A 12,137-nucleotide genomic window follows, 5' to 3' on the forward strand; every position below is an offset into this window, starting at 1 on the left:
AGGGAGGGCGGGAATCGACACGGCCCCCCGACTCTACGGGGAGCCGTGCCTGCCCGGCAACCGTGGGCTCAGACTGCGCCAATGGCCTCTGTGGCGCCTTCGGCGAACAGCGTGGTGTCCGCCTTGGCCAGCAGCGTCGCCAGGCCCTCGCGCGTCGCGGCGCTGATGGCCACGCCGCCCCGGGTGCGCAGCAGCACCTCCACTTCATCCGGCGGCAGCAGGTCCGCCTTGTTCCACACCATGAGGCGCGGCTTCTCCATCAGGTCGAGCGACTCGAGGATGTTCTCCACCGCCTCCACCTGCTCGTCGCGGGCGGGGTCCGCCGCGTCCACGACGTGGAGCAGCAGGCTGGCGTCGTACAGCTCCTCCAGCGTGGCGCGGAAGGCGGCGACCAGGTCCTTGGGCAAATCGCGGATGAAGCCCACCGTGTCGGTGATGATGACCTCCCGCTCCCGCGGGAAGCGCAGCCGCCGGCTGGTGGGGTCCAGGGTGGCGAACAGCTTGTTCTCCGCCAGCACCTCGGCGTTGGTAATCGCGTTGAGGAGCGTGGACTTGCCGGCGTTGGTGTAGCCGACAATGGAGATGACGGGCAGCTCGCGCCGGTTGCGCTGGGCCCGGCGCACGCTGCGCTCCTTGCCAATCGCGTCGATGCGCTTCTCCAGGTGGGTGATGCGCTCGCGCACGCGGCGGCGGTCAATCTCCAGCTTCGTCTCGCCCGGGCCCCGTCCGCCAATGCCGCCCATGAGCCGGCTGAGCGAGTCGTCGCTCTGCACCAGGCGCGGCAGCCGGTACTTCAGCTGCGCCAGCTCCACCTGGAGCTTGCCCTCGGCGCTCTGCGCGCGCTGCGCGAAGATGTCGAGGATGAGCTGTGAGCGGTCCAGGACCTTGAGGCTGGTGGCCTCGCCGATGTGCCGGCCCTGGGACGGGGTGAGGTCCTTGTCGAAGATGAGCAGGTCCACCATGGACTGCATGGAGCGCAGGTTGAGGTCCTCCAGCTTTCCGCGGCCGATGAGGTAGCGCGGGTCCGCCTCGCGCTTCACCTGGAGCACGGAGTCGATGACCTCCACGCCCGCGGTGCGCGCCAGCTCCTTCAGCTCCGCCAGGCTGGACTCGGCCAGTGCGCGGTTGCCGTCCAGGCACACCGCCACGAGGATGGCCTTCTCCCGGCCGCCCACCTTGCGTGACGCCGCCTTGCGGTTGAACTCCTCCTCCAGCGCGCCTAGCGTGTCCATGAGGTCCGGCTGCGCCACGTGGACGGAGGGCAGCGACTCGACGTGCCAGAAGTCGCCGGAGCTGTTCTCCGGAACGAGGTAGGCGTAGTGCAGGACGCCGGGCAGGCCGTCGTGGCCCACGCCAACGGCCGCCACGCAGTCCAGGCGCAGCAGCGCGAGGTCCGTGAGGTCGTCCTTGGTGAGCGGCTCGCTCTTCAAGTGGGTGTGGACCAGGCGGAGGCCACGCAGACGGACCTGACCCGCGCGGGCGCGGCCGATGTCCGGCAGCTCGAGCTTGTGGGCGCTGCCCACGATGACGTGCTCGATTTCGCCCTTCCGGTTGACGAGCACACCCACCTGCCGGTTCGTCTCACGCGACAGCTCGGTGAGGTGCCGGGCAAGCTCGGGCGACACGATTTCGTGCGGTGGGACGCGCCGGCGGAAGGTGTTGCGCAGGCGGTGCTGCTCGCTCGACTTGAGGCCCAGGGTGTTGCCGTAGATTTCCTTCAAACCGTGCTCTCCTGGCGGAGGCGTTGGGGCCCCCACCTTTTCCGTACGACTCTATGACTGCCGCTGTGAGGAAAACACGCCGGACGCGCGCGTCTTCCATTTCTGACCTACGCTGACGCCCCGTGAGTTCGATTTCCACGGGACGCACCGCCCTGCGCGCCGCCCGGCGGGTGGTGGTGAAAATCGGCACCAACGCGCTGACGAACGCCACCGGGCGGTTCAACCGTCAGCACTTCGATGCGCTGGGCCAGGACTTGTTGTGGGCCGCGCAGGGCCGCGAGCTGGTGGTGGTGTCCAGCGGGGCCATCGCCCTGGGGGTCGAGCGGCTGGGGCTGCCCTCGCGCCCTCGCGACATCCCAGGCAAGCAGGCGTGCGCGGCGGTGGGGCAGAGCCGGTTGATGCAGGCCTACGAAGAGGCCTTCGCCGCGCGCGGGAAGGCGGTGGCCCAGGTGCTGCTCACCCACGAGGACGTGCAGGAGCGCCGCCGCTACCTCAACGTGAAGCACACGCTGGAGCGACTGCTGACGGCGGGCGTCGTCCCCGTCATCAACGAGAACGACACCGTCTCCGTGGACGAGCTGAAGTTCGGTGACAACGACACGCTGGCGGGCCTGGTGGCCGGCGTGGTGGACGCCGACGCGCTCGTCCTGCTGTCGGACGTGGAGGGCCTCTACACCGGTGACCCCTGGCGCGACGCGGACGCGGAGCTGGTGGCCACGGTGATGCAGGTGACGCCGGAGGTGTTGGCGCTCGCCACCGGCACGAGCAGCGGGGTGGGGACGGGCGGCATGAGCACCAAGGTGCGGGCGGCCGCGCGCGCGTCTGACTCCGGCATCCACTGCGTGATTACGTCCGGCGCCGTGCCCGGCCGCCTGCGCGCCGTCCTGGAGGGCGCGGACGTGGGGACCCTCTTCGAGCCCACGGGCAGCCGCCGCAGCGCCCGCGCCGCGTGGATTGCCCATGCCCTGCGCGCGCGCGGGACGCTCACGGTGGATGCTGGCGCGCGCGAGGCCATTGTCACCGGCAAGCGCAGCCTGCTGCCCAGCGGCGTGCGCGGCGTGGAGGGCGACTTCGGGCGAGGAGACCCGGTGGACCTGGTGGACGCGGAGGGCGCCGTGTTCGCGCGGGGGCTGGCGGCCTACGACGCCAACGAGCTGCGACGCATCGCCGGACACCACACGGCGGACATCGAAGCGGTGCTGGGCTATCGCTACCTGGACGAGGCCGTGCATCGCGACGACCTGGCGGTGCTGTAGCCGGGCGGGGCGCCGGTCAGATGGACGAGGTGGACAGCGACTTGCCGCAGCTTTCGCCCAGCTGCATGAGCGCGCGGAACTCCGGCGAGTCCACCTTCATCAGCAGCAGGGAGACCTCGAGCTCCCCGGGCACGCGGCCGAGCTGGAGCTTGCGCTCCTGGCCGTGGAGCAGCGCCAGCTCGGAGTGGCCCTTGGCCTCGGGCAGGAGCACGTCCAACTGGAGGAGGAACGACTGGCCTTCTGCCCTGGGTGTGAGGACCAGCCGGTAGTCGGGCAGGGGCGCTCCGGGGCGGCGGCGCTCGGCGCGAAGCGTGCGGCCCGTCTCACCCAGCAGCTTGGGCTGGGCCACCAGGCGCCCGTCGCGGCGGACCTCGACGGCGAAGTAGAGGGGCTCCGCGCGCACGGGCGCAGGCGCGGCCATGCTCGTGGCGCCCACGAACATCGCCAACCCGGCCACCACATTACGGACGAGGGTGATGCCGCTCATCGTGAGTCCCTTCAGAGGCTCCGCTCGCCGCGTCGGCCACGCGGCATCCGGACAGGCATGGCCCGTCCACGTCTTCTCCACTTCCACGGAATGGTGCAGCAATAACCCAGATCATGCCCGTCGTGCGAGCCCCCCGCCCAAGTCCTTGTCCGCTGGAATGAGGACAACCGCGCCTACAGACGAATACCTGCTTGTCTGTTCAGTCATGTCCGGCTATCTCGCGGACGCGGGCGGACCGCTCACCTGTTTCCCCACCCACACGTCCACTTCTTGACCCCCCCGGGTCCGCCCGGCATCGTCGCCGACCTTTCCAATGGACCGCACCGAACGCATCCTCGACCTCGTAGCCCTTCTGCTCGACGCGCGCGAGCCCATCTCCTGGGCCGAGCTGCGCGAGCACTTCCCTGGTGACTACGGCGGCTCCGATGATGCCGCCGAGCGCAAGTTCGAGCGCGACAAGGCGGAGCTCGTGGAGCTGGGCTTTCCGCTGACGTACGTGCAGGGCGATGACGAGCGGCGGGACGGCTACCTCGTCGACCGGGACGCCTACTACCTCCCGGAGGCGGACCTCTCCAAGGAAGAGCTGGCCGTGCTCTATGCCGCTGGCTCCGCGGCGCTGGCGTCGGGCGCCTTCCCGGGCCGGGACGACCTGGCGCACGCGCTGCGGAAGATCGGCTTCTTCGCCGGTCAATCCCTGCCCACACCCCGGGTGCGCATGGAGCTGGGCTCCGTGCATGAGGGCCAGGAGAAGGAGGTCTCCGCGCGCCTGGAGCAGCTCTGGGATGCGTGCGCGGCCCGCAAGTGGGTGGACCTGACGTATGCCAGCCCCAAGCAGGCCGGCACCACGCAGCGGCGCGTGGACCCGTATGGCCTGGCGCTGCGCCGCGGCGCCTGGACGCTGGTGGGGTACTGCCACCTGCGCAAGGACCTGCGGACCTTCCACGTCCACCGGATCCGCGAGCTGAAGGTGAACACGGCGCGTCCGCGCACGCCGGACTTCCAGGTGCCGGCGGACTTCTCGCTGGAGGCCCACGTGGCGTACTTCCCGTGGCAGCACCGCTTCCATGAGCAGGTGGAGGTGGTGCTCCACCTGTCGGGCACGCTCGCCTCGCGGGCCGCGAGCCTGTTGCCCGGCGCCACGCTGGAGCCCTCGGAGATGGGGGCGGTGCGGGCGCGGCTGCCGGTGACGTTCGTGGATGGCCTGATGCGCTTCTGCCTGGCGCTGGGGCCGGACTGCCGCGTGGAGGGCCCGGAGCGGGCGCAGGCGCGCCTGCGGGAGATGGCCTCGCGCATCGTGGCGTGCCACGACGATTCGCTGGACAAGGTGAGCGCATGAGCAACGTCCACGAGCGGCTCCGCCGCCTGCTGTTCCTGGTCCCCTACGTCTCCAAGCACCCCGGCGTCACGGTGGACGCGCTCGCGCGCGCCCTCAACGTCAGCCGCGAGGACCTGCTGGAGGAGCTGGACCTGCTCACCTGTGTGGGCCGGCCGCCCTTCAACCCGGATGACTACATCGACATCTACGTGGACAACGACCGCGTCTACGTGGACCTGGACCAGCGCCTGTTCGCGCCGCCCCGGTTGACGCCGGGCGAGGCCGCGGCGCTGGCCGCGTCGGCGGAGCTGCTGCGGCCGGCCACGGGGGACGCGCTGCAGAGCGCCCTGGAGAAGCTGGAGCGCGTGCTGCCGCCCGCCACCCGCGAGCGCTACCGGGAGATGTACCGGAAGATTGATGCGTCCACGGAGGCGCCCCAGGCCCTGGGGCCGCTCACCCGCGCCATCATCGAGCGCCTGGAGGTGACGTTCGGCTACGCCAGCCCCGGCCGGTCACCGGAGCCGCGCACCGTGCGCCCCTACGAGCTGCTCAGCCACCGGGGGCAGTGGTACCTGCAGGGCTACTGCCACACCCGGCAGGACGCGCGCCTGTTCCGCCTGGACCGGATGGAGGACATCCTCGTCACGGACGTGCCCTTCCAGCCGCCCGCGGACGCCCGGGCGGACGTGCCCAACCCGGCGCGGGGCTTGAAGGATGCCACGGTGCGTGTGCGCTTCTCCCCCGTGGCCGCACCGTATGTGAAGGAGCGCTTCGGCCAGGATGCCCGCCCGCTTGCTGACGGGGGCGTGGAGGTGCTGGTGGCGGGGGACAGCGAGCGCTGGCTCACCCAGTGGGTCCTGTCCTTCGGTGGCGAGGCGCAGGTCATGGAACCGGCCTCCGCGCGTGCGGCCGTTGCCCGAGCGGCGCGGGCCTCTGTAGGATTGTGACCCCCCATGCCTTTCCAGCTGACGATCTCCGAGGGTAGAGAAGCCGGTAAGGAGTTCGTCTTCGACCAGGACTCCGTTCTCATCGGCCGTTCGACGGATTGTGACGTCGCGCTGTTCGACCCGGGTGTGTCCCGGCGCCACTGCCGCATCTTCCTCGACGGTGACGCCTACGCCGTCGAGGACCAGGGCAGCGCCAACGGGTCGCTCGTCAACGGCAGTCCGGTGAAGACGCAGGTGCTCGAGGACGGCGACAAGCTGACCCTGGGGCCGGTGACGTTCATCTTCGGCATGCTGACGGACGAGCCGGCCACGGGCGAAGAGGAGCTGCCCGCCGGCGCCCAGGAAGGTGATGGCAGCACGCGCATCGTCTCCCTGGACTCCCTGAAGCGGCAGCGCAACAAGGGCGTCGCGCTGGCCCCGGACGGTGCCGACCAGGAGGCGCTGAACGAAATCCGCGAGGGCGCCACCCGCTCCAATCTGCAGGCCCTGCGCCCCGTGTCCCAGGGGCAGAGCGGCTCACGGCCGGCGGCCATCGAGCGCCCGACGCCCGCGGCGCCACCCGCGCGGCGGCCGTCCAGTTCGCCCCCGCCGGCCCGGGCCCGTCCGGCGCCGTCCGCGTCGGGGGGTGGGGGCCTGTCCGCGGCGGAGCGCGCGCGCATCCGGCGTGAGTCCCCTGGCGTGGTGTCCAGCGCGAAGCTCTTCTGGGCGGACGCCAGCCAGGGCGTGCGCACCGGCATCATCAGTGGCGGCGTGGCCATGGTGCTCGCGCTGTTCGGTGTCCTCTACTGGCTGGTGCTGAGCGGCGAGGACGGTCAGCCGGTGGGGGAGGAGCCCGCGATGCTCAGCGGCCAGCCCATCCGCGAGTCGTTCGGCCTGGGGCCGGGCGTGACGTGGGAGCGCGCGGACATGAAGGTCTTCGAGTGGGAGTACACCGCCGCCACGCGCGCGGTGGTCATCCTCCACTACCAGGCCCAGGGCATCTCCAAGGATGAGGTCGTGGTGAGCGTCAACGGCGTGGACGTGGGCAAGGTGCCGCCCGACACGCTGGCCAGCCAGGATCGCTCCATCGAGCTGATGATTCCGGCGCAGCACCTGAAGAAGGGCGAGCCCAACCGCATCATCTTCGACAACGTGAAGAATCCGCCGGGTGAAGATCCGTGGACCATCTGGAACATCTGGGTGGAGCGCGCGCTGCTGCCGGACCTGCTGCCCGAGGAGCTGGTGCGCGAGGCCACCGAGTACCACAAGCGGGGCTTGAAGCACTTCCAGACGCCGGACATCGGCGCTCGCAACCGCTACGAGGCCTGGAAGTCCTTCCGCGTGTCGTGGCTGATGCTGGAGGCCCACCCGGAGCCGAAGCCGGACCTCTACTACGACGCCCAGGAGCGCATGAAGGCGGCGCAGCAGGAGCTGGACCGCACCTGCTCCAAGCTGCTGCTGGAGGTGGAGGGCTACTACAACCAGGGCAACTACAAGAGCGCCTCCGCCACCCTGGACCACGTGAAGGAGTACTTCCCGGAGTTCGATCAGCCGTGCGCCACCCGCGCGGACGCCAAGCGCGCGGAGTACGGTCTCTAGGTCGCGCCACGGATTTCCGGTGTTCGTGAAGTCGCGGGCTTGTCCTGTCGGCTTCCGGACACCGGCTGGCACGGGAAGCCAGGCTGCGAAGCGGCTCGGGTTGCCGGCTCGCCCGGGCATCCGCACCGTTGGGAGGCCATGCGTGAGCCGGAGGCGTTGACCGAGCAGTCGGGGGAGGCGGACACGGGCGCGCCGCGGCGTGCGCCCACGCCCCCGGGGCCCGTGCCGGAGCATGGGCCGGTGTGGCGCCCCAACGTCTCCGGGCTGCTCCTGTCGCGCTACTACCTGCCTCGCCGTCATGCGGTGGTGCAGGGCAACGCCTGCCAGTTGCTGCGTGACGGCGTGGAGGCCTACCCGGCGATGCTGGAGGCCATCCGCCAGGCGCGCCGTTATGTCCGCCTGGAGACGTACATGTTCGTCTCCGACGCCGTCGGCGAGCGGTTCGGCGAGGCGCTGGCGGAGGCGGCCGAGCGCGGCGTGCACGTGAAGGTGCTGTATGACGCGGTGGGCTCGTGGACGAGCCGCCGGAGCTTCTTCGCCGGGCTGCGCGCGCGGGGCGTGGACATCCGCGCCTTCAAGCCCTTCAGCCTGTCACGCGGGCTGCGGCACCTGCTGCGGAGGGACCACCGCAAAATCCTGGTGGTGGACGGTGAGGTGGCCTTCACCGGCGGGGTGAACATCTCCGCCCACTGGGCGCCCGCGGAGCTGGGCGCGGCGTGGCGGGATGACGTGCTGCGCATCGAAGGGCCGGCCGTCCACGAACTGGAGCGGTGTTTCTCCGCCACGTGGCGGATGATGTTCCAGGGCCGCTTCCACCGGTTGACGCGGCGGCTGGAGCGCCTGCGCAACCCGCCGTCCCGCCGCGGCTCGGTGGGGCTGGCGGTGTTGTCCAGTCGGCGAAGCATCCACCGGTCCTATCTGCACGCCATCCGCCGGGCCCGGCGCAGCGTGCTGGTGGCCGCCGCCTACTTCATCCCGGACCGGCGCATGGTGATGGCGCTGCGCGAGGCGGCCCGGCGCGGGGTGGAGGTCCATCTGCTGCTCAACGCGCGCAGTGACCACCCCCTCCTGGAGTTCATGGCCCGGGCCTTCTACGAGCGGCTGCTGGGCGCGGGCGTCCGCATCTTCGAGTGGCAGCGCGGCGTGCTGCACGCCAAGACGGCCGTGGTGGACGGGGTGTGGGGCACCATCGGTTCGTTCAACCTGGAGCGCCTCAGCCTGGCCTTCAATCACGAGGTGAACGCCGTCTTCACCGACGCGCGCCTGGGACAGCAACTGGAGGACTCCTTCCGCACCGACTGCGGGGACTGCCGCGAGGTGACGCTGGCGGAGTTCCGCCGCCGGCCCCTGTGGCAGAAGCTGCTGGAGCGGGCACTGTCTCTGCTTCGCAGAATCATTTGAGCCACGCAGGGCCGCCCCTCAGCGGGGTGCATCCCCGCAGCGCGAAGCGTCCGGCCTTCAATGCGCTCGCAGGAACCCTTTGCAACGCGTCAAAGGGGGGCCTAGAAGTTGCCGCATCCCGCGCAAGGAAGGACGGCACAACACATGACCGACAGTTTCGGCACGAAGTCCCAGCTCAAGGTGGGTTCCGCCACCTATGACCTCTTCAGCCTGGGCAAGCTGGCCAAATCCCACCCGGCGGTGAACCGCCTGCCGTTCTCGCTGAAGGTCCTGCTGGAGAACCTGCTGCGCCACGAGGACGGCCGCGTGGTGAAGCGCGAGCACGTGGAGAAGATGCTGGCCTGGGACCCCAAGGCCACCCCGGACGTGGAGATCTCCTTCCACCCCGCCCGCGTGCTGCTCCAGGACTTCACGGGCGTGCCCGCGGTGGTGGACCTGGCGGCCATGCGCGAGGCGCTGTCCTCCATGGGCGGCAACCCGGACAAAATCAACCCGCGCAACCCGGCCGACCTGGTCATCGACCACTCGGTGCAGATTGATTCCTTCGCGACGTCCGCCGCGTTCAAGGAGAACGCGGAGCTGGAGTTCGAGCGCAACCGTGAGCGGTACGCGTTCCTCCGCTGGGGCCAGAGCGCGTTCAAGGGCTTTGGCGTGGTGCCGCCGGACATCGGCATCTGCCACCAGGTCAACCTGGAGTTCCTGGCGCACGTGACGTTCCGCCAGGGCAGCACCGTGTACCCGGACACGCTGGTGGGCACCGACAGCCACACCACGATGATCAACGGCCTGGGCGTGGTGGGCTGGGGCGTGGGCGGCATCGAGGCCGAGGCCGCGCTGCTGGGCCAGCCCATCACCATGCTGATTCCGCAGGTGGTGGGCTTCAAGCTCTCCGGCAAGCTGCCCGCGGGCGCCACCGCCACGGACCTGGTGCTCACCGTCACGCAGATGCTTCGCAAGAAGGGCGTGGTGGGCAAGTTCGTGGAGTTCTACGGCAGCGGCATGAAGAACCTGTCCCTGCCGGACCGCGCCACCATCGCGAACATGGCGCCCGAGTACGGCGCCACCATCGGCTTCTTCCCGGTGGACGAGGAGAGCCTCAACTACCTGCGCTTCACCGGCCGTCCGGACGACCTCGTCGCCCTCACCGAGGCCTACGCCAAGGAGCAGGGCCTGTGGCGGCGTGACGACGCCGAGGAGCCCCTCTTCAGCGACACGCTGGAGCTGGACCTGTCCACCGTGGTGCCCAGCCTCGCCGGCCCCAAGCGCCCGCAGGACCGTGTGCCCCTCAAGGACATGAAGTCCGGCTACGAGAAGTCGCTGGTGGAGATGCTGTCGGCCGGAAAGAGCAAGAGCGGGGACGAGGGCAAGGCCGCCGCCGCCGCGGTGCCTCCCGAGCGTCTGGCTCAGACCGTCACCGTGAAGAACGGCCGCCAGAGCTACCAGGTGGGCCACGGCGCGGTGGTGATTGCGTCGATTACCTCCTGCACCAACACCTCCAACCCGGCGGTGCTGGTGGGCGCGGGCCTCCTGGCGAAGAAGGCCGTGGAGCGCGGCCTCAACCCGAAGCCGTGGGTGAAGACGTCCCTGGCCCCGGGCAGCCGCGTGGTCAGCGAGTACCTGCGCGACGCCGGCCTGCTGCCCTACCTGGAGGCGGTGGGCTTCCACATCGTGGGCTACGGCTGCACGACGTGCATCGGCAACTCCGGTCCGCTGACGGAGCCGGTGGCCAACGCCGTCACCGAGGGCGACCTCGTGGTGGCCGCGGTCCTGTCCGGCAACCGCAACTTCGAAGGCCGCATCAACCCGCACGTGCGCATGAACTACCTGGCCAGCCCGCCGCTGGTGGTGGCCTACGCGCTGGCCGGCGAGGTGGGCGTGGACCTGGACAGCGCGCCGCTGGGCAACGACCCCAACGGCCGCCCCGTGTTCCTCAAGGACATCTGGCCCACCAACGAGGAGATTCAGGAGGTCATCCGCACCTCCGTGAAGCCGGAGCAGTTCCGCAGCCAGTACGCCAACGCCATGGAGGGCGACGCGCTCTGGCAGCAGCTGCCGGTGGGCAAGGGCGCCACGTTCCAGTGGGACGACAAGTCCACCTACGTGCGCAAGCCGCCCTTCTTCGAGAACCTGCCGAAGGAGCCCAAGCCCGCGCAGGACATCCATGGCGCGCACGTCATGGCGCTGCTGGGTGACTCCGTCACCACGGACCACATCTCCCCCGCGGGCAACATCGCCAAGGCGAGCCCGGCGGCCAAGTACCTCATGGCCAACGGCGTGGAGCCCAAGGACTTCAATTCCTACGGCGCGCGCCGCGGCAACCATGAGGTGATGGTGCGCGGCACCTTCGCCAACATCCGCCTGAAGAACCTGCTGGTTCCGGGCGTGGAGGGCGGCGTCACCGTCCACATCCCCACGCGCGAGCGGATGAGCATCTACGACGCGTCCATGAAGTACCAGGCGGAGGGCACGCCGCTGGTGGTGCTGGCGGGCGCGGAGTACGGCACCGGCTCCAGCCGTGACTGGGCGGCCAAGGGCACCATGCTGCTGGGCGTGAAGGCCGTCATCGCCAAGAGCTTCGAGCGCATCCACCGCTCCAACCTGGTGGGCATGGGCGTGCTGCCGCTCCAGTTCGAGGCGGGCCAGGACGCGGCGTCGCTGGGCCTCACCGGCCACGAGAAGTTCGACATCACCGGCGTGGCGCAGGACCTGGCGCCGCAGAAGAAGCTCACCGTGAAGGCCACGGGGGAGAGCGGCACCAAGGAGTTCACGGTGGTGTGCCGCATCGACACGCCGAACGAGCTCGACTACTACCGCCACGGCGGCATCCTGCAGTACGTGCTCCGCCAGCTGGCCAAGGCCTAGCGCGGAGTCGAAGGAACCGGCGCCCTGCTTTCCTCGGCGGGCGCCGGTAGCACCGCGGCCCGGAGTGTCCCTGGTGGCGCTCCGGGCCGTCGTGTCTTCACGGCTCGCGCAGGCGGGCCCAGGCGGCGCGGTAGCGGGCCAGGCGCTCGGCGTCCCTGGGCGTCACCGCGGCCAGCCGCCGCACGTCCATGTTGTCTTCCAGGTCCGCCAGCTTCACGCGGCGGGCGAGCGCCAGCGGGCGCAGCCGTTCGATGAAGGCCTCGTATGTCTCGTCCTGGCGGCGGGTGAGCGCGTCCAGCGCGCCCAGGACGGCTTCCGGGTAGCCCAGCTCGCGCAGGCGCTCGAGCGTGTAGGGCGTGTCCTCCACCACGTCGTGGAGGATGGCCACCGTGCGCTCCTCGTCCGTGTCCAGCCGCATCATCACTCGCAGCGGGTGGAGGATGTACGTCTGGCCGGCCTTGTCTCGCTGGCCGTGGTGCGCGGCCACCGCGAGCGCGATGGCGTCTTCGAGTGCGGGCATGCCCGTCTTCTAACGCCCAACGCCCTCCCCAGGCGAGCGGGGAGGGCGGC

At 70.3% G+C, this 12,137-nt stretch carries 9 protein-coding genes; 6 read left to right on the forward strand and 3 right to left on the reverse strand.

Annotation, left to right across the window (positions count from 1 at the left end; genetic code table 11):
• Positions 1-68 precede the first annotated feature (68 nt).
• Positions 69-1,721, reverse strand: coding sequence for a GTPase HflX (gene hflX, locus HV826_RS05960; RefSeq protein WP_176416039.1), 1,653 nt, complete (start codon positions 1,719-1,721; stop codon positions 69-71).
• 122 nt (positions 1,722-1,843) lie between these two features.
• Here hflX and proB point away from each other — a divergent pair, with 122 nt between their 5' ends.
• Positions 1,844-2,977, forward strand: coding sequence for a glutamate 5-kinase (gene proB, locus HV826_RS05965; RefSeq protein ID WP_176416040.1), 1,134 nt, complete (start codon positions 1,844-1,846; stop codon positions 2,975-2,977).
• A gap of 16 nt (positions 2,978-2,993) precedes the next feature.
• Here proB and HV826_RS05970 read toward each other — a convergent pair whose 3' ends face one another.
• Entirely contained in the window at positions 2,994-3,464 is a 471-nt protein-coding gene (locus tag HV826_RS05970; protein WP_176416041.1) for a hypothetical protein, read from the reverse strand.
• 313 nt (positions 3,465-3,777) lie between these two features.
• On the opposite strand from HV826_RS05970, the gene HV826_RS05975 reads away from it, so the two are divergent.
• From HV826_RS05975 to acnA, 5 genes are all read left to right on the forward strand, one after another.
• The gene (locus tag HV826_RS05975) at positions 3,778-4,800 is read left to right on the forward strand and encodes a YafY family protein (RefSeq protein WP_176416042.1); all 1,023 of its coding nucleotides are present in this window, start codon (positions 3,778-3,780) and stop codon (positions 4,798-4,800) included.
• Complete coding sequence (locus tag HV826_RS05980) at positions 4,797-5,726, forward strand: YafY family protein (protein WP_176416043.1); 930 nt, start codon at positions 4,797-4,799, stop codon at positions 5,724-5,726. The genes HV826_RS05975 and HV826_RS05980 overlap by 4 nt, the downstream gene beginning before the upstream one ends.
• Before the next feature lie 6 nt (positions 5,727-5,732).
• Positions 5,733-7,304 carry an FHA domain-containing protein gene (locus HV826_RS05985; RefSeq protein WP_176416044.1) on the forward strand — a complete coding sequence of 524 codons (1,572 nt, stop codon included), beginning with the start codon at positions 5,733-5,735 and terminating at the stop codon, positions 7,302-7,304.
• Positions 7,305-7,442: 138 nt separating this feature from the next.
• The gene (clsB, locus tag HV826_RS05990; RefSeq protein WP_255217062.1) at positions 7,443-8,705 is read left to right on the forward strand and encodes a cardiolipin synthase ClsB; all 1,263 of its coding nucleotides are present in this window, start codon (positions 7,443-7,445) and stop codon (positions 8,703-8,705) included.
• 144 nt (positions 8,706-8,849) lie between these two features.
• Complete coding sequence (gene acnA, locus HV826_RS05995; protein ID WP_176416046.1) at positions 8,850-11,567, forward strand: aconitate hydratase AcnA; 2,718 nt, start codon at positions 8,850-8,852, stop codon at positions 11,565-11,567.
• Positions 11,568-11,664: 97 nt separating this feature from the next.
• Here the strand turns inward: acnA and HV826_RS06000 are convergent, their stop codons facing one another.
• Positions 11,665-12,087 carry a GTP pyrophosphokinase gene (locus HV826_RS06000; RefSeq protein WP_176416047.1) on the reverse strand — a complete coding sequence of 141 codons (423 nt, stop codon included), beginning with the start codon at positions 12,085-12,087 and terminating at the stop codon, positions 11,665-11,667.
• Between the last annotated feature and the right edge of the window lie 50 nt (positions 12,088-12,137).

This window comes from Myxococcus sp. AM010 (assembly GCF_013372585.1).
In the GTDB taxonomy this organism is placed as follows: Bacteria; Myxococcota; Myxococcia; order Myxococcales; family Myxococcaceae; genus Myxococcus; species Myxococcus vastator.

What these genes read in the sequence shown, in the direction of transcription:
- HV826_RS05980 (WP_176416043.1), top strand. Translation starts at nt 4,797, where the DNA reads ATGAGCAACGTCCACGAGCGGCTCCGCCGCCTGCTGTTCCTGGTCCCC.
- HV826_RS05985 (WP_176416044.1), top strand. Translation starts at nt 5,733, where the DNA reads ATGCCTTTCCAGCTGACGATCTCCGAGGGTAGAGAAGCCGGTAAGGAG.
- acnA (WP_176416046.1), top strand. Translation starts at nt 8,850, where the DNA reads ATGACCGACAGTTTCGGCACGAAGTCCCAGCTCAAGGTGGGTTCCGCC.
- clsB (WP_255217062.1), top strand. Translation starts at nt 7,443, where the DNA reads ATGCGTGAGCCGGAGGCGTTGACCGAGCAGTCGGGGGAGGCGGACACG.
- HV826_RS06000 (WP_176416047.1), bottom strand. Translation starts at nt 12,087, where the DNA reads ATGCCCGCACTCGAAGACGCCATCGCGCTCGCGGTGGCCGCGCACCAC.
- HV826_RS05975 (WP_176416042.1), top strand. Translation starts at nt 3,778, where the DNA reads ATGGACCGCACCGAACGCATCCTCGACCTCGTAGCCCTTCTGCTCGAC.
- HV826_RS05970 (WP_176416041.1), bottom strand. Translation starts at nt 3,464, where the DNA reads ATGAGCGGCATCACCCTCGTCCGTAATGTGGTGGCCGGGTTGGCGATG.